16 protein-coding genes are annotated in these 21,550 nt (G+C 47.9%); 3 read left to right on the top strand and 13 right to left on the bottom strand.

Translation table 11 applies throughout. From position 1 onward, the window contains the following. Positions 1 to 18 precede the first annotated feature (18 nt). From carB to dnaK, 10 genes are all read right to left on the bottom strand, one after another. The gene (carB, locus tag SHD_RS17405) at positions 19 to 3,243 is read right to left on the bottom strand and encodes a carbamoyl-phosphate synthase large subunit (protein WP_011716094.1); all 3,225 of its coding nucleotides are present in this window, start codon (positions 3,241 to 3,243) and stop codon (positions 19 to 21) included. A gap of 27 nt (positions 3,244 to 3,270) precedes the next feature. Then, positions 3,271 to 4,446 carry a glutamine-hydrolyzing carbamoyl-phosphate synthase small subunit gene (gene carA / locus SHD_RS17410; protein WP_023268331.1) on the bottom strand — a complete coding sequence of 392 codons (1,176 nt, stop codon included), beginning with the start codon at positions 4,444 to 4,446 and terminating at the stop codon, positions 3,271 to 3,273. A 168-nt stretch (positions 4,447 to 4,614) separates the two neighbouring features. Next, positions 4,615 to 5,427 carry a 4-hydroxy-tetrahydrodipicolinate reductase gene (gene dapB, locus SHD_RS17415; RefSeq protein ID WP_011716092.1) on the bottom strand — a complete coding sequence of 271 codons (813 nt, stop codon included), beginning with the start codon at positions 5,425 to 5,427 and terminating at the stop codon, positions 4,615 to 4,617. Positions 5,428 to 5,499: 72 nt separating this feature from the next. Beyond that, positions 5,500 to 6,117: an FKBP-type peptidyl-prolyl cis-trans isomerase gene (locus SHD_RS17420; RefSeq protein ID WP_011716091.1), complete on the bottom strand. Its 618-nt coding sequence runs from the start codon at positions 6,115 to 6,117 to the stop codon at positions 5,500 to 5,502. Between the two features lie 470 nt (positions 6,118 to 6,587). Next, positions 6,588 to 7,397 carry a M48 family metallopeptidase gene (locus tag SHD_RS17425; RefSeq protein ID WP_023268333.1) on the bottom strand — a complete coding sequence of 270 codons (810 nt, stop codon included), beginning with the start codon at positions 7,395 to 7,397 and terminating at the stop codon, positions 6,588 to 6,590. Between the two features lie 125 nt (positions 7,398 to 7,522). Continuing rightward, a complete protein-coding gene (locus SHD_RS17430) occupies positions 7,523 to 8,116 on the bottom strand; it encodes a GNAT family N-acetyltransferase (protein WP_039978631.1) in 594 nt (197 codons plus the stop codon). 135 nt (positions 8,117 to 8,251) lie between these two features. Continuing rightward, entirely contained in the window at positions 8,252 to 9,607 is a 1,356-nt protein-coding gene (locus SHD_RS17435) for a DEAD/DEAH box helicase (protein ID WP_023268335.1), read from the bottom strand. Between the two features lie 522 nt (positions 9,608 to 10,129). Then, the gene (locus SHD_RS17440; protein ID WP_023268336.1) at positions 10,130 to 10,828 is read right to left on the bottom strand and encodes a DNA-methyltransferase; all 699 of its coding nucleotides are present in this window, start codon (positions 10,826 to 10,828) and stop codon (positions 10,130 to 10,132) included. Positions 10,829 to 11,892: 1,064 nt separating this feature from the next. Continuing rightward, entirely contained in the window at positions 11,893 to 13,026 is a 1,134-nt protein-coding gene (gene dnaJ, locus SHD_RS17450; protein WP_023268337.1) for a molecular chaperone DnaJ, read from the bottom strand. 109 nt (positions 13,027 to 13,135) lie between these two features. Next, positions 13,136 to 15,055, bottom strand: a complete 1,920-nt coding sequence (dnaK, locus tag SHD_RS17455; protein ID WP_023268338.1) for a molecular chaperone DnaK — start codon at positions 15,053 to 15,055, stop codon at positions 13,136 to 13,138. Between the two features lie 285 nt (positions 15,056 to 15,340). Between dnaK and SHD_RS17460 the strand changes: the two genes are divergently transcribed. The 3 genes from SHD_RS17460 (at position 15,341) to SHD_RS17470 (ending at position 17,286) form a co-directional block, all read left to right on the top strand. Further along, the gene (locus tag SHD_RS17460; protein ID WP_039978633.1) at positions 15,341 to 16,261 is read left to right on the top strand and encodes a DMT family transporter; all 921 of its coding nucleotides are present in this window, start codon (positions 15,341 to 15,343) and stop codon (positions 16,259 to 16,261) included. A gap of 135 nt (positions 16,262 to 16,396) precedes the next feature. Continuing rightward, the gene (gene ybaK / locus SHD_RS17465) at positions 16,397 to 16,873 is read left to right on the top strand and encodes a Cys-tRNA(Pro) deacylase (protein ID WP_023268340.1); all 477 of its coding nucleotides are present in this window, start codon (positions 16,397 to 16,399) and stop codon (positions 16,871 to 16,873) included. Between the two features lie 110 nt (positions 16,874 to 16,983). Then, on the top strand, positions 16,984 to 17,286 hold the full coding sequence (locus SHD_RS17470; RefSeq protein WP_023268341.1) for a hypothetical protein: 303 nt from the start codon (positions 16,984 to 16,986) through the stop codon (positions 17,284 to 17,286). A gap of 90 nt (positions 17,287 to 17,376) precedes the next feature. Here SHD_RS17470 and SHD_RS17475 read toward each other — a convergent pair whose 3' ends face one another. The 3 genes from SHD_RS17475 to SHD_RS17485 all read right to left on the bottom strand — a co-directional run bounded on the left by SHD_RS17475 (position 17,377) and on the right by SHD_RS17485 (position 21,249). Then, positions 17,377 to 18,654 (bottom strand): glutamate-5-semialdehyde dehydrogenase, encoded by a 1,278-nt coding sequence (locus tag SHD_RS17475; protein WP_023268342.1) that lies wholly within the window; start codon positions 18,652 to 18,654, stop codon positions 17,377 to 17,379. A 12-nt stretch (positions 18,655 to 18,666) separates the two neighbouring features. Then, positions 18,667 to 19,785 (bottom strand): glutamate 5-kinase, encoded by a 1,119-nt coding sequence (proB, locus tag SHD_RS17480; protein WP_023268343.1) that lies wholly within the window; start codon positions 19,783 to 19,785, stop codon positions 18,667 to 18,669. 174 nt (positions 19,786 to 19,959) lie between these two features. Continuing rightward, a complete protein-coding gene (locus SHD_RS17485; RefSeq protein WP_023268344.1) occupies positions 19,960 to 21,249 on the bottom strand; it encodes an NCS2 family permease in 1,290 nt (429 codons plus the stop codon). Positions 21,250 to 21,550 lie beyond the last annotated feature (301 nt).

Here is a 21,550-nt window from a genome sequence, read left to right on the forward strand (position 1 = left end):
ATTACAGAAGCTTATGGCTTATTTAGCCAAGACGCGCTGATGCAGCTCTTGCACTGAGGTCACGTTAGTGCGGTCGTCCGCAGCGTGTGCCATACAAGTGGCGAATGCAGCGTTCATGGTCGTGGTGTAGTTCACTTTGTAACGCAGTGCACCGCGACGTAATTGACGAGAGTCTTCAATCGCTTGACGGCCTTCGGTGGTGTTCACTATGTAGGTGTACTCACCATTCTTGATACGGTCAAGAATGTGTGGACGGCCTTCGTGTACCTTGTTCACTAAGCGTGGGTTGATACCCGCTTCGCCTAGGATAACCGCAGTACCGTGGGTGGCATCGATTTGATAACCCAGCTCAATCAACTTAGCAGCTAAGTCGGCAACACGTTTCTTGTCGCTGTTACGCACAGACAACAGAGCACGACCAGACTTAGGCACTTCAGAAGTCGCACCTAACTGCGCCTTAGCATAGGCTTCGGCGAAGGTATCGCCCACGCCCATCACCTCACCCGTTGAGCGCATTTCTGGGCCTAACAGTGGGTCAACGCCAGGGAACTTGTTAAATGGCAGTACCACTTCTTTCACTGAGTAGAAAGGTGGGATCACTTCTTGAGTGAAGTTTTGTGCCTTCAAGCTTTGACCCGCCATCACACGGGCGGCAATCTTAGCTAACGGCACACCTGTGGCTTTCGATACGAATGGCACGGTACGTGCTGCACGTGGGTTAACTTCAATCATGTAGATTTCGTTATTCTTCACGGCAAACTGTACGTTCATCAGACCGACAACACCCAGCTCCATCGCAAGCTTACGCACTTGTACGCGCATTTCGTCTTGGATAGCTTGGCTTAAGGTGTAAGGCGGCAGTGAACAACCAGAGTCACCTGAGTGAACCCCGGCCTGCTCGATATGCTCCATAATCGCGCCGATAACCACGGTTTCACCGTCACATACTGCGTCGATATCCACTTCGATAGCATCGTCTAGGAAGTGGTCTAACAGTACTGGCGAAGCGTTAGATACGCTGACCGCTTCGTTGAAGTAGCGCAGTAAATCTTGTTGGTCGTAAACGATTTCCATCGCGCGGCCGCCCAGTACGTAGGATGGACGAACAACTAATGGATAACCGATACGCTCAGCGGCAATCACGGCACCTTCAACGGTGGTGACTGTATCGTTTTCAGGTTGCTTCATTTCCAGGCGTTGAATCGCTTGCTGGAAACGCTCACGGTCTTCTGCGCGGTCAATCGCATCTGGGCTAGTACCAATAATGGGCACACCAGCCGCCTCAAGGGCGCGAGCCAGTTTCAGCGGCGTTTGACCACCGTACTGTACGATAACGCCCTTTGGCTTCTCGATACGGACGATTTCTAACACGTCTTCTAAAGTAACAGGCTCGAAGTACAGACGATCTGAGGTGTCGTAGTCGGTAGAAACGGTTTCAGGGTTACAGTTCACCATGATGGTTTCATAACCGTCTTCACGCAGGGCTAATGCCGCGTGCACACAGCAGTAGTCGAATTCGATACCTTGACCGATACGGTTTGGACCGCCACCTAACACCATGATTTTTTCACGGTCAGATGGGTTCGCTTCACACTCTTCCTCATAGGTTGAGTACATGTAAGCGGTGTCGGTGGCAAATTCAGCCGCGCAGGTATCTACGCGCTTGTAAACTGGGTGGATGTCGAAACGGTCACGCAGTTTACGGACTTCAGTCTCGTTTACGCCAAGGACCGCCGCCAGACGCGCATCGGCAAAACCTTTACGCTTAAGCTTACGCAGCAGTTCTTCGTTAAGACCGGCTAAACCGCCTTCGGCCACTTGGCCTTCCAGCTTAATCAGCTCTTCAATCTGGACTAAGAACCATGGATCGATGTTGGTTAAACGGAAGATTTCATCCAGAGTTAAACCCGCACGCATAGCGTCAGCGATGTACCAAATACGGTCACAGCCTGGCTCTTTCAGCTCGAGGCGAATACGCGCTAAGGCATCGGCTTTGGTTAAGTCAGTGATTGGGTCAAAGCCGTGACGGCTGACTTCTAAACCGCGCAGGGCTTTTTGCAGTGACTCTTGGAAAGTACGGCCAATCGCCATCACTTCGCCCACTGACTTCATCTGAGTGGTTAAGCGATCGTTTGAACCAGCAAACTTTTCAAAGTTAAAGCGAGGTACTTTAGTCACGACGTAGTCGATGGCTGGCTCGAATGACGCTGGCGTACGGCCGCCAGTGATGTCGTTCATCAGCTCATCGAGGGTGAAACCGACCGCTAACTTGGCGGCGATTTTCGCAATCGGGAAGCCTGTCGCTTTAGATGCCAGTGCCGATGAACGTGATACGCGCGGGTTCATCTCGATGATCACCATACGGCCATCTTTCGGGTTGATACCAAACTGTACGTTCGAACCACCGGTTTCAACACCAATCTCACGCAGTACCGCCATAGAGGCGTTACGCATCAGCTGGTATTCTTTGTCAGTCAGAGTTTGTGCTGGGGCAACGGTAATAGAGTCACCGGTGTGCACGCCCATTGGGTCGAAGTTTTCGATAGAACAGACGATGATACAGTTGTCGTTACGGTCACGAACCACTTCCATCTCGTATTCTTTCCAACCGATTAAGCTCTCATCGATGAGTAGCTCTTTAGTTGGCGATAAATCTAAACCTTGAGAACAGATTTCTTCGAACTCTTCCTTGTTGTAGGCGATACCACCACCCGAGCCACCCATAGTGAATGATGGACGGATAATACAAGGGAAACCAACGAGGTCTAGTACACCATAGGCCTCTTCCATGCTGTGGGCGATGCCCGCACGTGGACACTCTAAGCCAATGCTCTTCATGGCTTTGTCGAAGCGGCTACGGTCTTCTGCTTTATCAATCGCATCGGCGGTTGCACCGATCATTTCAACGTTGAATTCAGCCAGTACGCCTTTAGCTTCAAGCTCAAGGGCGCAGTTCAGCGCGGTTTGACCGCCCATGGTTGGCAGAATCGCATCAGGACGTTCTTTGGCGATAATGTTACGCACCACTTCCCATTGGATTGGCTCGATGTAAGTAGCATCGGCCATTTCAGGGTCGGTCATAATGGTGGCAGGGTTAGAGTTCACCAGAATGACGCGGTAACCTTCTTCACGCAGGGCTTTACAGGCTTGAGCGCCTGAATAGTCGAATTCACACGCCTGACCAATAACAATTGGGCCTGCACCTAGGATAAGAATACTTTTTATATCTGTACGTTTTGGCATTGCTTCTCTCTTCTCCTAGCTTGCGTATTACTTAGCGTTCTGACTTTTCGTTACAAGACGATAGTGTTCAATAAGCTCGATAAAGTGATCGAACAGTGGGGCCGCATCGTTCGGACCTGGACTCGCTTCAGGGTGACCTTGGAAGCTAAACGCAGGCTTGTCCGTTAGATGGATACCTTGCAGTGAACCATCGAACAGTGACTTGTGAGTCACTTTGATATTGGCAGGTAATGTGGCTTCATCGGCAGCAAAACCGTGGTTTTGGCTGGTGATCATCACGTTACCTTTTTCGATATTGCTCACTGGGTGGTTAGCACCATGGTGACCAAACTTCATCTTTAAGGTTTTTGCGCCTGATGCCAATGCCAGTAACTGGTGGCCTAAACAGATACCGAAAATTGGCGTATCGGTTTTCAGGATTTGTTGAATCGCTTCAATTGCGTAGTCGCATGGCTCTGGGTCACCAGGGCCGTTGGAGAGGAACACACCGTCAGGGTTCATCGCTAACACTTCAGCAGCCGATGTTTTTGCCGGAACAACGGTCACGTCACAGCCACGGTCAACCAACATACGCAGGATGTTTTGCTTAACGCCGTAGTCGTAGGCAACGACTTTGTACTTCAACGCTTCGGCTGGTGTATCTTCAGGTAAGCCGCCCACTAAACGCCAGCTACCCTTGCGCCATGGGTAGGCTTTGTCTGTAGTCACTTCTTTTGCTAAATCCATGCCCTTTAAACCTGGGAAGGCTTTAGCCGCAGCCAGTGCTTTCGCTTCATCTAAGTCAGCACCCGCCATGATGCAACCCGCTTGGGCACCTTTTTCACGGAGGATTCGAGTTAATTTACGAGTATCGATATCTGCGATGCCAACAACATTGTTTGCTTTGAGATAATCACTGAGGGTTTGCTGATTGCGGAAACTACTTGCTACGAGTGGAAGATCGCGAATGATTAAACCACAAGCATGAACCCCATTGGATTCGACGTCTTCATTATTGGTACCAGTGTTACCAATGTGGGGGTAGGTTAAAGTTACTATTTGGCGTGAATAAGAGGGATCAGTTAAAATTTCTTGGTATCCTGTCATGGAAGTGTTAAAAACAACTTCACCAACAGAGAGACCATCGGCACCTATCGCTGTGCCAGTGAATACGGTTCCATCTTCGAGTACGAGTAAGGCAGACTTTGTCAACGCGACCTCCATAAAGAGCCAAGCCACTGAAATATAATGTTTTTATGTTGTGTTAAGATACCAATTTCCGCTGATTTACGAAATTTTGACAAATTCCAGCGAGTTTACAGGATAAACCCAAGCTCGTCTACACCTTGGTATCTGAGTGCAAAAAAAAACGCCAATATGGCGTTTTTTCTGTTAATTCAAACCTAATACCTGCTGCATGTCATACAGACCCGGTTTTTGCTCCACTAACCAATGGGCGGCACGCATAGCGCCATTAGCAAAGGTCATACGACTAGAGGCTTTATGGGTGATCTCTAAACGCTCACCGATATCAGCAAACATGGCGGTATGCTCACCCACTAAGTCGCCCGCGCGCACAGTCGCAAAACCGATAGTTTCACGGTCGCGCTCGCCAGTGATCCCTTCGCGGCCATAGACGGCGCATTTTTCGAGATCACGCCCTAAGGTCTTGGCTATCACTTCACCCATTTTTAGTGCCGTGCCAGATGGTGCGTCTTTCTTATATCTGTGGTGACCTTCGATAATTTCGATATCGGTGTAATCGCCCATGACCTCAGCGGCCAACTCAAGCAATTTCCACATCAGATTGACACCCACAGACATATTCGGCGCCATCACTACCGGCGTTTGCTCGGCAAAGGCATTGATCTGTTCTTTTTGAGCATGATTGAAACCCGTTGTGCCGATCACCATGGCTTTCTTATGGCGTACACACCAGTCTAAATGGACAATACTGGCCTCTGGCGCAGTAAAATCAATCAGCACATCAAAGTCATCGGTCGCATAGTCGAGCGAATCCATGATAATGACATTTAACTTACCCACACCGACAAGCTCGCCTGCATCAACGCCGACTAAACTTGAACCCGGACGCTCAATAGCCGCGCCTAAGCGAATGTGCTCTTGATGATAAGCCGATTCAATAAGAGTCCGTCCCATGCGTCCACCCGCACCGACAATTGCAACTCTCACTTGTCCACCCATTTCAATCTCCTCAAACCTGTTCATCACTTCCATACAAAAACGCCTAAGACTGGCTTAGGCGTTTCAATCACATTAGACGATGTCTAATAACTCGACTTCAAACACTAAGGTTGAGTATGGAGGAATAGAAGCACCCGCACCACGCTCACCGTATGCTAAGTGATGTGGGACGAATAACTTTAACTTGGTACCAACTGGCATCAGTTGTAGGGCTTCAGTCCAGCCAGCGATAACGCCAGATACTGGGAATTCAGCTGGTTGGCCACGAACAACAGAGCTGTCGAACACGTCACCATTGATGAAAGAACCGTGGTAGTGAGTGCGAACAGTGTCTTCGTAGGTTGGTTTTGCACCGCTACCTTGAACTAATACTTCGTATTGCAGACCAGAGTCAGTCACGATCACGCCTGCACGCTTAGCGTTTTCTGCCAAAAACGCTTCGCCTTCGGCAGAAGCTTCGGCAGCAGCTTGCTCTTGAGCCGCTTGAATGCGACGGCTGATCTCAGTGAATGCAACTTGCATATCTTGCATAGAAACCGCGCTTTCAACGCCAGCAAATGCATCGGCTAAACCAGCTTGAACGGCAGCAATATCCACACCTTCAAAAGAATTGGCAGCCAGTTGCTCGCCCATTTGACGACCGACACCATAGCTTGCTTGCTGTTCAACAGTACTGAATTTATCAGACATAATTAACGACTCTCAATGTTCAATGGAATTTTGCGCGCCAGTTTAGCATAGTTCCACGCCCTATGCTGATAAACTGACTGCTTATTTAACCTTGGCGGCGATTTTACGTAACCGATGCTTATTTATCTAGGGCGTGTTGACGTTTCAGGGTTATTTTTGCAGCAATTTGGCTCACCGTTTATGCAAGGCAAAGTCTGTGCGGTGTAGTTATTCTACATAAACGGACGATAACGCAGCAGAAACGTCAGCCAAATGCTGCCCGAAGGGTTCGTCTGGCAAGCACTTGCTCTTACTTTCTGTCATAAGAGCCGCTCGTCATTTGAGTAGAATACACATCATTCCTCGTTTCGCGAGCACTTGCTTGCCAGAACGAACAAAATCTAATCTAGAAACGTCAACACGCCCTGGTAATAGCGCCTAATTGCGGCAAGATAAGGCCTGCATCTAAACGAGCGCCATGCGCTAAATCGCTATTTAGGCAACACGCATTGGTTTTTAATATTCGCCTTTGCGCTTTGATACAAAGGCTGCATTTGCCCCTGTAATTGCTCGAGTTGGGCGATGCGATTACTGTTGGATGGATGCGTTGATAACAGCTCTGGCCCTTGGCTACCGCCCGCTTTCGACATATTGTGCCAGAGCACCACGCTCTGCGCTGGGTCGAACCCTGCCCGCGCCATCAGCTCCAGTCCCATCACATCTGCCTCACTCTCTTGAGCGCGGCCAAAGGGTAAAATCACCCCGACCTGCGCACCCAGTCCTAAAGCCGACATATATAAGTCACGATTTGAGACGCCACTCGCGCCAAGGGCGGCATCGGCGATTTGCATCCCCATGCCCGTCATCTGCGCCCGTGAGACCTGTTCATTACCATGCTGGGCTAATACGTGGGCCACTTCATGGCCTAATACGGTTGCCAGTTGGTCCGGGGTACTCGCGACGTTAAGTAACCCGGTATACACGCCAATGTGTCCGCCAGGCAATGCAAAGGCGTTAACTTGCTCGGAGTTGAACAAGACGACATCCCACTTCTGGCTTTGGTCGGGCAGCACCGCGGTGACGCGATTCGCCACGCAATTTACGTACTGTGTCAGCTTTTTATCGCTACTGATCTTTTGCTGCTTTTTCATTTCTTCAAAAGAAGCATCCCCCATTTGCTGCATTTGCGAGGATGAATAAAGCAAGGTTTGGCTACGTCCCGTGGGCGATTTAGTGGTCGCGCAGCCCGATAATCCTAACGTGAGTCCAACCGCCACTAAGGCGAGTGTTGTTGCTTTCATAGGGAACTCCTTAATCCGAACGAGGCCGAACCTAGCTAATCATGATTAAGATTTTACTGAGATAGCAAGCAGAAGCCAAACGACATTCAGAACTTGCTTTACAGCACGAGGAAGCTTCGAGCCAGTTAAGGTGCAATATAGTCTTCCCTTAACATGGCATAGAGGTATTCATCGCCCCATGCGCCCTTAAAGAAGATATTTTTCACATAATGGGCTTCGCGCCGAAAACCGAGTTTTTCGAGTAATCGACAGCTGGCAAGATTTTGAGTATCGGTTATCGCAATAACACGATGCTTATCTAATGCCACAAAGAGGAAATCCAGTAATGCGCTGACGGCCTCAAACGCAACCTGCTGGCCTTGATACTCAGGCGCAATCGTAAAGCCGATTTCCATTTGCTGCTCATCAATAAAATGCAGCGCCAAATCGCCCACTAAGGTGGCAGGCGTCTCTGCTGATGCAGTACTGACAATAGCCAATTGAAACCAAGTTTCCGCCGCGCCAAATTGTGCGTAATCAATGTTCTCAAATAACGCGACAGCATCGCTATAAGAGTAATCCGTCCAGCTTTGATATTTGGCGACCTTAGGCTCGGCTCGATAGGCGGTAAAAGCCTCGAGATCCGCTCGCTGAAATGGCCGAAGCGTAAAACGTTGGGTAGTTAAACCGTGAGTTACCATGTGGTGAAGTGCGTTACCTATAGTCAATTTCGACGCCATGCCGGATCCTTTAATCAGAGTAAGCCTCTAATGTAAGTAAGCCTCTAATGTGAGTAAACTTCTAATATTAATAAGCACACAGGTAAACAGCAGCCAATAAGTGCTAGCCATTTATGGATAGAAGCGCAGGCTCTCTCAACGTTTACCTTTAAAGGCTTTGATGCTGTGCTTATTAAGACTGCGACGATTTGCCTGTTTATCCCGAGGTGGGCGCTTAGGTGCCACTTTATTATCAGTACCGTCCTCTCTGACTCTTTCGCTCGGCTTATCGGTCACAGGAAAGTCCGCCAATGATGCTAACGGTAACTCACGCGCCGTCAAGTTTCGGATCGCGGTTAAGCTTAGCATTTCACCATGGCACACCAAAGAGATGGCGAGCCCATTAGCGCCCGTCCTTGCGGTGCGGCCAATGCGGTGCACATACACAGGCGCACTGGAGGGTAAATCTAAGTTGATCACCACAGGCAAGGCATCGACATGAATACCACGGGCCATCAAATCTGTTGCCACCACCACTTGAATGCGATGGGCTTTAAAGTCGGCCAAGGTTTGACTGCGCACGGTTTGATCTTTTTCGCCGTGCAGCGCAGCAGCATTTATCCCCGCCTTAAGTAGTCGTTTCGCTATCGCATCGGCATCGTCGCGGGCACTGATAAACACCAGCACTTGCGGCCATCGATACTGTTTGAGTAACGCAATCAATGCCTGCGCCTTACTGCCCTTATTGACTAAATACAGTCGCTCTTCGATTTCGGCGACGACAGCATTGCGTGTACTGGCCTCAACCCGAAGGGGATTATTGCTCAGCAATTTACCCGCCAAGGCATCCAACGCCTCGGGCAAGGTGGCAGAAAACAGTAAGATTTGCTTACACTTAGGCATCATTGCCATTAGCTTTTGCACATCGGGCCAAAATCCCATTTCCAGTAAGCGGTCGGCTTCGTCTAGCACTAGGTATTTAATCGAGTCGAGACTGAGATGGGACTGTGTGCATAAATCCAATAAGCGCCCTGGGGTTGCCACGATAAGCTGCGGTTTAGCAGCAAGTTCGGCTAATTGTTCTTCCTGTGCTATGCCGCCACAGAGGAGCTGCATCTTCAAAGAAGACGATAACTTACTCGCCAGCGCTTGCAGCGCCTCACTCACCTGCTGCGCTAACTCCCGTGTCGGCACGAGCACTAAGGCCTGCGTATTGCTGGCCGAGGATGACACAGACTCAGCCCCCGCTAATACGACTTGCTGCTGAAGTTGTTGATAGACTGCTTGCAGTAAGGGCAAACCAAAAGCCAAGGTCTTACCGCTACCGGTTTGCGATAGCGCTAACACATCTCGCCCAGCCAGAATCGCCGGAATCGCTAATTGCTGCACCCGTGTCGGCTGTTTGAGTGCGGCAGGCAATACCGAACATAACGTCGAATTGATGCCAAGCTCGGCAAAGGTTAACGACTCAGGAGAAGGCTCAGGGGAAGTAGAAGGCTTAGGAATGGTCATCACAACACCGATAAAAACATGGGAGCGAAAGTTTACGCAGAGTTGGCTGTTAATACCAATCTTGTTCGGCTTGGACTAAAGCCTTGGGATAGTTGTTTCGTCATATCCAGTGACGTATCGGATTACCAACTATCGACAAGCAATCATTGAGTTAAAGGTTTTTAAATCAAAGTCGTGGGTCTTCAACCCACACCCGACCAAGAGGGGATCAACAGCAATCCCCTCTTGGATCTCCCTTGCCACCCTAACGAAGTTACATGCATTGGTTAGTGGCCTTGGTCTTATGGATAAATTGCTATCGCTTCCGAAGGCAACGTCCCTGTACCTGCGAAAGCTAGCCGGTCATCCATGACCGGACTCACGCAATTTATTCCAACGACCCGCGGCAACTTCGCAGGGGAAGGTTAACTCCTGAATTTACAGTGTTAGTAATTCATCTCGAAAGATGAGCTGTCTGTCTTAACTTTTTTGAGTTCAAATCATTTTGAATGATAATTAAGAAAATCATATCAGTAAGTGAAATTAGCCTAGAACAGAATTATGGACAGTGTCTTTCTCACTGCTTGCTTTTAGTCTGATATTTAAATAATCGTGAGCAGAATCGGATATATCACAACCTAAATATAATCTCGACAAATTATTTGCCGCAACAAGAGTTGACCCAGAACCGAAAAAAGAGTCAGCTACAACATCATTTTCAGAAGAACTTTGCCTAACAAGAACTTCAATTAAATCAACAGGTTTCTCTGTGGGATAACCCTTCCAGACTCTCTTATATTGAAGTACATCCGGAACACTTAAATCGCTTAGTTTTCTTTTTCCTTTCTCAAAAAACAAAATAAACTCATATCGTGCACGATAATGATAGCCCATTCCTATCGCACATTTATCCCAGACAATAGGTTTCCAGAATTTAAAACCAACCTTCTCAGCAATAGGCTTTGCTACAAACATTGTTTCCTGATCACAGAATAGATAAAAGTGAGAACCTTTTTTTAGCACTCTATAAATCTCACTAAACAACTCTTCAAACCTAGCATTAGGAAAAACAGCAAACCATTGATTACTAGATGATTTACTATCTTTAAGGCGCGTTGTAGTACCTATTTTTCGGTGCTTTTCTAATGACTCATATGGAGGGTCTGTGATGAATAAGTCAACACTAGAGTCCTCTAGTGTTTTAAGCCAAGCAACTGCATCCATCTTATAAGTTTGTGACATCAAGTATCCCGAGTACACCAAAAGGCGAATAACTTAACACAATAAGGCAGATACAACATCATATCTGCCTATAGTCATCAGCTACATTTAGGATTACTAGCTTCACATTGCAAACTTCTACAATCACGACAATATGACTGCACTCGAATAGTTCCATCCCCCATATTTCTGAGACCGAACAACTTTTCTACTTCTTCAGCGTTATTGGCAACTTTATTGCATCCTCGACAAGGACAACTTGCTTTTGTTAAATCAGGCATACGCCCCCCTATATTGGTTACATGTTCTTAGCTAACTTATGGTGGAATAATAGAATTTCAATGAACAACAATTAAATTAGTCAAAAATCAGTACAAAGCATTACTACATAAATCTTACTTATCAAAGAAAAGAAGGGACTTACGTAAATCTTCATAACGAGAAACTGAACAAGTATGACTTTAATGCCTAAGCAATTTACTCATCACATCATAATCTTAGGAATACACCATCCCCTCTGAGTTGCCGTTGTGTTCGTTGTGTGAGCGAGGCATGGATGCCGAGATAGCGTCAAGACGGGAGATGGGACAGGTATAACTCTTTCGGGATTAACAGCTAACGTCGAAGTCACATAAGTTCCCCCCCCCTCGGAGTTGCCGCAGGGCGAATAGGCAAATTGCGTGAGTCTCGCCATGGATGGCGAGCTAGCTTTCGCAGGTGCAGGGACGTATCCTTCGGAAGCGATAGCAAATTTGGCTATGAGCACAAGGGGCTTTCAACTCCGTTGGGGCGTCTTGGAGCATCCAAGGAGGATAGGACGAGCAGTCCTCCTTGGTCGGGTGTGGGGTGAAGCCCCACGACTTGGATTTTTCTTTAAAAAAGAGAAGCCTAACGCTAGGTTTAAGTCACGTACAATCTCGGCTATAAAGACAACTAGCAAAGCAGAACAATCAAACTAACATCAAACCTTTTAAGTGGTTTTGCATAAAACAACTATAAAAAAGCCCCGCTAGTGTTAAACACTGCGGGGCTTTATTTATCTAGTGCGCTGCTAACTAACATAACAGCGGCGCCAGCAAACCTAATTAGCTATTTAGGTCTTGGAAAAACTTCTTTACGCCATCGAAAAAGCCTTCAGCCTTTGGGCTGTGCTTCTTTGATTCGCCGGTTAGGGTCGCCTCAAACTCACGCAGTAATTCTTTCTGACGCTCGTTTAGGTTGACTGGCGTTTCCATCACGACTTTGCAGAGCAAGTCGCCCACCGCATGGCTGCGAACCGATTTAACCCCTTTACCACGCAGACGGAACATACGACCCGTTTGCGTTTCGGCAGGGATCTTCAGGCTGACTTTGCCGTCCAGTGTTGGCACTTCAATCTCGCCGCCGAGCGCCGCTTTGCTGAATGAAATTGGCACTTCGCAGTAGAGGTTGTTGCCATCACGCACGAAAATAGCATGTTCACGTACAGTGACCTGAACGTATAAATCCCCCGGTGGCGCACCAAACTCGCCTGCTTCACCTTCACCCGCTAAGCGGATACGGTCGCCAGTGTCGACACCCGCAGGGATCTTAACTGACAGGGTTTTAGTCTTCTCGACACGGCCATCGCCATGACACTTAGAGCAAGGATCTTTAATGATCTTGCCGCGTCCATGACAGGTTGGACAAGGCTGTTGCACGGTAAAGAAACCCTGACGCATTTGCACTTGGCCTTGACCATGACAGGTTGTACAGGTGGTAGCCGACGTGCCTTTTTTTGCACCGCTGCCGTCACACACATCACAGCTGGCTAAGGTTGGAATACGCAGTTCTTTGGTGAGGCCTTTTACAGCTTCTTCCAGTGATAACTCTAGGTTGTAACGTAAATCTGAGCCGCGGGCCGCTTGGCGTTGACCGCCACGGCGTCCACCGCCGAAAATATCGCCAAAGACATCACCGAAAATATCGCCGAAATCTCCCGCGCCGCCGTAGCCACCACCGCCGCCGCGATTCGGATCCACACCCGCATGACCAAATTGGTCATAGGCCGCTTTTTTGTTGGCATCGGTAAGGATTTCGTAGGCTTCTTTAACTTCTTTAAAGCTCGCCTCGGCAGCTTTGTCGCCAGGGTTGCGATCGGGGTGAAACTTCATCGCCAAACGCTTGTAGGCTTTTTTAATTTCACGCTCGCTGGCGTCACGACCAACGCCTAATACTTCGTAATAATCTCGCTTTGACATAATCTCATGCTTCTCAGCTTAAGTTGAACGAACGGGCGTTAGGGTTTCCCCGTAACGCCCGCCTAGAAATTAACTATTTGAAATCAATCAATTTGATTGAGAGCAAATGTTATTTCTTGTCGTCTTTCACTTCTTCAAATTCAGCATCGACAACGTCATCGGCAGTCGCGTTAGACTGTTTAGCAGCACCTTCTTGTGCGCCGCCTTGAGTTTGAGCTTTAGCCTGAGCAATTTCCATCAGCTTAGCAGACGCTTCAATCAGCTCTTGAGTCGCTTTTTCAATGGCTTCTTTGTCGTTGCCTTTTGCTGCAACTTCAACTGCGCTCATTGCCGCTTCAATCTTAGCTTTATCGTCTGCTGGCAGTGCATCGCCCGCTTCTTCAACTTGTTTCTTAGTTGCGTGAACTAAGCCGTCAGCTTGGTTGCGAGATTGCACTAACTCTTCAAACTTCTTGTCTTCTTCAGCGTGTGCTTCAGCGTCACGTACCATTTGCGCCACTTCTTCTTCGCTTAAGCCTGAAGAAGCTTTGATAGTGATGTTTTGTTTCTTACCGGTTTTCTTGTCGGTCGCAGAAACATGCAGAATACCGTCAGCGTCGATATCGAACATCACTTCGATTTGTGGCATTCCACGTGGTGCTGGCTCAATACCGTCAAGGTTGAACTGACCTAATGACTTGTTCGCGCTCGCTTGCTTACGCTCACCTTGCAGTACGTGAATGGTTACTGCGCTTTGGTTGTCATCGGCTGTTGAGAACACTTGCTGTGCCTTAGTCGGAATAGTGGTGTTTTTCTCAATCAGCTTGGTCATTACGCTGCCCATGGTTTCGATACCCAGAGACAGTGGTGTTACGTCTAACAGCAGAACGTCTTTCACGTCGCCTGACAGTACGCCCGCTTGAATCGCAGCACCTACGGCTACGGCTTCGTCTGGGTTAACGTCTTTACGAGGTTCTTTACCGAAGAAGTTAGAAACCGCTTCTTGAACCTTAGGCATACGGGTTTGACCGCCCACTAAAATCACTTCGTTAATGTCTGATACTGATAAGTCAGCGTCAGCCAGTGCCACTTTTAATGGCTCTAAGGTACGAATGATTAAGTCTTCAACCAGTGACTCTAACTTAGCACGGGTGATTTTCACCACTAAGTGCTTAGGACCTGTTGCATCGGCAGTGATGTATGGCAGGTTCACTTCAGTTTGGTTGGTGCTTGAAAGCTCAATCTTCGCCTTTTCGGCCGCTTCTTTCAGACGTTGCATTGCTAATGGATCTTTACGCAGATCTAAGCCTTGCTCTTTCTTGAATTCATCAGCTAAGTAGTTGATTAAACGGTTGTCAAAGTCTTCACCACCTAAGTGAGTGTCACCGTTAGTCGCCAATACTTCGAAGGTTTGGTCGCCGTCGTTGCTGTCGATTTCGATGATAGAGATATCGAATGTACCACCACCTAAGTCGTACACTGCAACGATGTTGTCGCCTTGCTTCTTGTCGATACCGTAGGCCAGTGCTGCAGCCGTTGGTTCGTTGATAATACGTTTAACTTCAAGACCAGCGATGCGGCCCGCATCTTTAGTGGCTTGACGTTGTGAATCGTTAAAGTATGCAGGAACGGTAATTACCGCTTCTGTCACTTCTTCACCTAAGAAGTCTTCTGCTGTTTTCTTCATCTTTTTCAAGATTTCAGCAGAAACTTGTGGTGGAGCCATTTTGTTGCCACGTGATTCAACCCAAGCATCACCGTTGTCGGCTTGGATAATTTTGAATGGCATGATGTTCACGTCACGTTGAACTTCGTCATCTTTGAAGCGACGACCGATCAAACGCTTGATCGCAAAGAATGTGTTATTTGGGTTAGTAACAGCTTGGCGTTTTGCTGGCTGACCCACGATGGTCTCATCATCGGTGTAAGCGATGATAGACGGGGTTGTGCGATCGCCTTCAGCATTCTCTAATACGCGTGCTTTGCCACCATCGAGGACAGCTACACAAGAGTTTGTTGTGCCTAAGTCGATACCAATAATTTTACCCATGAGGTCCTCCGAAAAATTTCTGTCAAACTAAATTTATAAGTTGGTTTTGATATGGGGCCGGACGCATTTTTTTCAAGTCCACTGTTGGCCACCTTCTCTGCCTTAACACCTATATTGGGACAGGGAATTTAATTACAAGGGCCATACAAAAAATTTTCTGATTTATCTTTTTAAAGGGCTCGAATGTATAAAATATTCAAAACCGTAAAATCCGCTTGCTTATCAGCAATAGCTGTTATTCAATCTGCGCACATTGAGTGATGTATAAGCGCATAGGGTAATAGTGTGAAATCTTCAAATTTGGCGTATGTGTACGGCATGGCCGCGGTATTCCTCTGGTCGACGGTGGCAACCGCCTTTAAGATTGCCCTCGGATTTTATAGCCCATTGCAGCTGGTGTTTGTGGCAGTACTCACTTCAATCATCGCCCTAGGTGCCATTCTCGCTTGGCAGAAAAAACTGCCACTCCTTAAAGCGCAGCTCCTACGCCGCCCTGCGTTTTATCTGATTACCGGGCTGATTAATCCCTTTCTGTATTATGTAGTGCTGTTTAAAGCCTATTCACTATTACCCGCCCAGCAGGCACTCTCACTCAACTACACTTGGGCGGTATTGCTGCCGCTGTTAGCCGCGCCGCTGTTAAAACAACATTTGCGTAAGAGCGATATGATTGCGGCACTGATTGCCTACTCAGGGGTATTTATTATCGCCACCGGCGGTGATGTCAGCGGTTTTCGCTTCGACAGTCCGCTCGGGATTGGTCTTGCATTAACCAGCACTTTGCTCTGGTGCCTATATTGGATTGTGAACACTAAAGATCAAGGTGACCCCGTCGTCAGCCTGCTATTAAGCTTTTTGATTGGTTTACCCTTTATTACCATCACGCTGTTACTAACCGATGCGCTCCCTAGTTTTAGCATTAAAGCCGTGATGGCGGGGATGTATGTCGGCTTATTTGAGATGGGCATTACCTTTGTGCTCTGGTTAATGGCGCTTAAAACTGCGACTCGCACCGCCAATATCAGTACCTTAGTATTTTTATCGCCAGTGATGTCGATTGGCTTTATTGCTTGGATTTTGCAAGAGACTATCGCCACCGCAACTTATATCGGATTAGGTTTTATTTTAAGTGGCATGATGTTGCAGCAGTTATTCCCACGCTATCTGGAGCGCAAAACCAAGCTCAATGCCAAGCTTGCAGACTGAATAAGGCATATCACTCGGGCATAGGCAATTTATGCCCGAGCTAACATTTTAACGCCGCAGAAAGGGCTACTATGGCGGACTTTTATTGCCCCTAGACTTTTATTGCACCTAATTTTGGGGCGCGAGGACGAGAGCATGACACCAGCCGTACAAATGGCAAAGAAAGCCAAAATTCCCTTTGAAATCTTAGAATACAGTCACGACCCACACTGCGCCGCTTACGGTGAAGAAGCCGCCAATGTGTTAGGGCTCGCCCCCGCGCAAGTGTTTAAAACCTTACTGGTTGCGACCGATAAAGCCCATCCGCCGCTTGCTGTTGCGCTCGTTCCGGTTGATCATCAACTCAATTTAAAAGCCGTCGCTAAATGTTTAGGCCAGAAAAAACTGCAAATGGCCGATGCGGATTTAGCACAAAAATCATCAGGCTACCTCGTTGGCGGAATAAGCCCCCTAGCCCAGAAAAAACAGCTGCCAACGATCATTGATGAAAGTGCAAAGCAATACGACAAAATCTATGTCAGCGCTGGTCGCCGCGGCCTTGAAATCTGTCTTGCGGCGAATGACTTAGCGAAATTATGCCGTGGGTCTTTTGCAGATATTAAAACGCTTTAGCCTACAAACGTCAGTCAAATTCTTTTAGACACTCCCCATAAAAGTCATTGAAAAGCATGTCTTAACCGTCTATAAATTAAACTATCGATTGAGTGGCTAAGGATAGTCATATGCAAAAATCAACTCAATGGGATCAAGAAGATGGCATAAGCCCTATCGGTTGGGTCGCCATGCTCATTTGTATTGCCCTTTTTATCTATGAGCATTTTTTCGGAAATGGTTTTACCACTATGGTGGTCATGCTTTATTGCACTTTTTTACTCCCCTCAGTACTTATCACCCGCAGAGTACAAGAAAAGTATTTTTTGTATACTTTGAATTACATTAGAGCCTTTCGCACATTCACCACAGTGATGTCTATCGCTTTTGTATGTTTGTGGGTGATAGCGACTTACACTCCACTCATCCATTAATCGATATATTTGCCAACAAAAAAGCCGCTATTGCGGCTTTTCTGATCGGTGATTTTGCAGATCACAACAGCTTACTCCTTGTTAGGAGAACTAAGCGCGGCAGGTGTAATCACCCCATGCTAACCACTTATAGGTGGTCAGCGCCTCAAGCCCCATAGGACCACGGGCATGGAGTTTTTGTGTGCTCACTGCCACCTCCGCACCCAAGCCAAATTGGCCGCCATCGGTAAAACGGGTACTGGCATTTACATACACAGCAGCCGAATTTACTTCGTTCATAAAATGCGTTGCCGCATGGATATCATCGGTGATAATCGCCTCAGAGTGCCCACTGGAATAGGTACGGATATGGGCAATGGCTGTATCTATATCGCTCACAACTTTAATGCCTAAGGTCAAAGACAACCACTCTGTCGCAAAGCTTTGCTCAGTTGCCGGAGAAATATCAAACCCCAGCCCATCAAGGAGTGCATAGCTTTGTTCGCACACCGAAAAACGCACACCTAAACGATGTAAGTATTCGGCAATTTGCGGCACAAAACGCTCGGCAACTGCGTTATCCACCAGCAAGGTATCCAGCGCGTTGCATACCGTCGGGCGCTGCACTTTTGCGTTGGCAATCACCTCGAGAGCCCGCTCAAGATCGGCATGTTTATCAACATACAGATGACAAATCCCAATGCCACCTAAAATCACCGGAATCGTCGCTTGCTCGGCGCATAGGCGCTGCAGTGCTTGTCCGCCACGGGGAACTATCATATCGACATATTGGTCGAGCTTAAGTAACCCTGTGACTAAAGCTCTATCGGGAGAATCAATCAGCTGCACCGCATCGACTGGCAGACCTTGGCTCGCAATCGCGCCACGGATCACTTCACTAATCAGTTTATTGGATTCGAGCGTCTCTTTTCCGCCGCGCAGAATCACTGCGTTACCGGTTTTCAGTGCCAATACCGCAATATCGACCGTCACATTCGGCCGCGCCTCATAGATAACCCCAATCACGCCCAGCGGTACGCGGCGGCGCGTGAGCCTTAACCCATTGTCCAACACTCGACTGCCAAACTCTTCGCCAACGGGATCGGCAAGACGCACCACATCACCAATATCACCGATAATCCCCGCCAGACGCGACTCGTTAAGCAACAATCTATCGATCATCGCATCATTCAAGCCTTCAGCCTTAGCAGCTGCAACATCTTTGGCGTTAGCCGCAAGAATCGCCTGAGTGTTCTGCGTCAGGGCCTCAGCTATCGCCTCAAGTAAATCCGCCTTTTGGCTCGCTGTTAGGTTGGCTAAGGCATAACTCGCCTGTTTGGCATTATGACCAAGTTGTTGTAAATATTGCGCTTGATTAATTTGACTCAAAACAGACCTCGCTTATAAGACGACCATGTCGTTGCGGTGCACTATTGCGTCACCATAATCGTAACCGAGCACAGACTCGATTTCGTCGGAATGTTTACCCGCAATTAACCCTAAGGCCTCACCACAGTAGCGGGTGATGCCTCTGGCAATGATTTTGCCTTTTTGATCAACCAATTGCAGGGTTGCACCACGTTCAAATTCCCCTTTAACGCCAATAATCCCCTTAGAGAGCAGACTGCGACCTTTTTCGGTCACGGCTTTCACCGCGCCCGCATCGAGCACCAGAGAACCTTGGGCCGCAGGCCCCGCTAAAATCCACTGTTTGCGACTCTCTAATGGATTTTCGATAGCACTAAAATGGGTGCCAATCGATTCTTTAGCGACCACCTTTTTAATCACATCGGGGTGATGACCCGAGGCAATCACCACTTCAATGCCCGCGCGGCGAGCAATATCCGCAGCTTCTAGCTTAGTCGACATTCCGCCCGTACCTAAACCCGACACCGAACCACCCGCCAACAAACGCAGACTGTCGTCAATTTTCTCGACCTGAGAAATCAGCTTAGCATTAGGGTTAGTGCGCGGATCGGCGTCGAATAAGCCCTTTTGATCCGTCAACAAAATCAACAGGTCGGCATCACACAACAGTGCCGCACGCGCCGACAAGTTGTCGTTGTCGCCCACTTTGATTTCATTAGTAGCAACCGCGTCGTTTTCGTTGATGATGGGGATAATATTGTTTGCCAGCAAAGCATTAAGGGTATCGCGGGCATTCAAATAGCGCTCTCTATCGTGTAAATCAGCACGGGTCAGCAGCAATTGCCCCACATGCAAACCGTAGATACTAAAGAGTTGTGCCCAAGCGAGAATAAGCTGACTCTGCCCGACAGCAGCTAATAACTGTTTATTGGCCATAGTGTCGGGCAATACCGGGTATTGGAGATGTTCGCGTCCGGCGGCAATTGCGCCAGAAGTGCATAATACGACTTCGACCCCTGATCTCATCAGTGCGGCCATTTGACGAGCAAGCTCAACCATATGGGCTTTATCCAGCTGTTTACTGCCAGACGTCAGCACACTCGTCCCTAACTTCACTACCACGCGGCGATACGCAATCTCACTTAAATTCATTATTCATATGTAGAAAATAACCGGATAATCCTTATACCTAATCCGCAGAGCAATTGGTAGTTAGTGGGCAGCATGTGGGTAGAAATTTTCAATTCTGCTTGGGATCGCGCATAAAAAAGGGCCATCGATTAGATGACCCTCAAAAAAACCGCCTAATTGGCGACTGGCGAAGTATCAGCCGTAAATAAATTTCGCAATAAACATCGCCGCGAGCACAATCACCCCGATATTTAAATCGCTAAAACGGCCCGTTAACAGTTTGATTGCGGCATAGGAAATAATCCCCAGTGCAATCCCTGTGGCGATAGAGAAAGTTAACGGCATCAGGATACAGACCACAACCACAGGCGCTGCTTCTGTTAAATCTTCCCATTCGACGTGAACCAGCCCAGACATCATCAGAATCGCCACATAGAACAGCGTACCAGCCGTGGCATAGGTGGGGATCATCCCTGCCAATGGTGATAAGAATAAGGCCAAGATGAACAGTAAGCCGACCACGACAGCGGTTAAGCCAGTACGGCCGCCTGCACTCACCCCAGCGGTACTTTCGATATAACTGGTGGTGGTTGACGTACCGAATGCAGCGCCCGCAATCGTCGCTAAACTGTCCGCAGTTAAAGCACGGTTTAGGCGAGGTAAACGGCCCTTTTCATCGAGGAAACCACCACGTTGCGCCACCGCAACTAAAGTGCCAGAGGTATCAAAGAGATCCACAAATAAGAAGGCAAATACCACAGACAGCATTGTCACTTCAAATACTTGAGACAAATCCATCGCCATAAAGGTCGGTGCGACTGAAGGCGGCATAGAGACGATACCCTTGTACTGCACATCACCGAAGATTAATCCCAGTCCTGTGATGATAAGGATGCTTAAAATCACCGCCGATTTCATGCCACGTTGCACCATGGCGATGATCAGGAAGAAACCTAACACGGCCATCACCGCAGGGAAGGCGGTAATATCACCCATAGTCACTAAGGTTGCAGAGCTTGCTACCACAATGCCAGCGCTCTTAAGACCAATCAGTGCGAGGAATAAACCAATACCCGCAGCAATACCAATACGCAGTGACATAGGAATGCTGTTAACAATCCACTCGCGAATACGCACTAAGGATAAGATTAAAAAGCAAATTCCCGATAAGAAAACCGCACCAAGCGCCGTTTCCCAGCTGTAACCCATTTCACCCACAACTGTGTAGGTAAAAAAGGCATTGAGTCCCATACCTGGGGCCAGTGCAATGGGATAGTTCGCCATGATACCCATCACAATACAGCCCACCGCCGCCGCTAAACAGGTGGCCACAAACACAGCGCCATGATCCATACCCGCATCGGCTAACATCATTGGATTCACAAAAATGATGTAGGCCATAGTCATAAATGTTGTCAAACCTGCTATCGCTTCCTGCTTGAGGCTCGTTTGATTTTGTTTCAGTTTGAACAGCTTTTCTAACATGGAACTGGGTTCCTTTTATTTTTAAGTAGGTAGGGTCTAAAAATGTAAACACTATGTAGCAGTGTTTTTCGCAGGGGGATTATAGGGAGTTTATGCTGGTCAGGCCAGAAAATTGATGGAGATTTTCTTGATAGAAATCGCTAAACAGAACAAAAAACCAGCGCACTTAATTTACATTAAAGCTCACTATAAATAGGGGTTAGCAAGCCAATCTTAATACCGGGAAAGTTCTAATGCCGTTCAGGATGAACAGCACATTGTTTTTAAAGCGAAATAATTACAAAACAGCACAATGCTTATC

Source organism: Shewanella decolorationis S12, assembly GCF_000485795.1.
Taxonomy (GTDB): Bacteria; Pseudomonadota; Gammaproteobacteria; order Enterobacterales; family Shewanellaceae; genus Shewanella; species Shewanella decolorationis.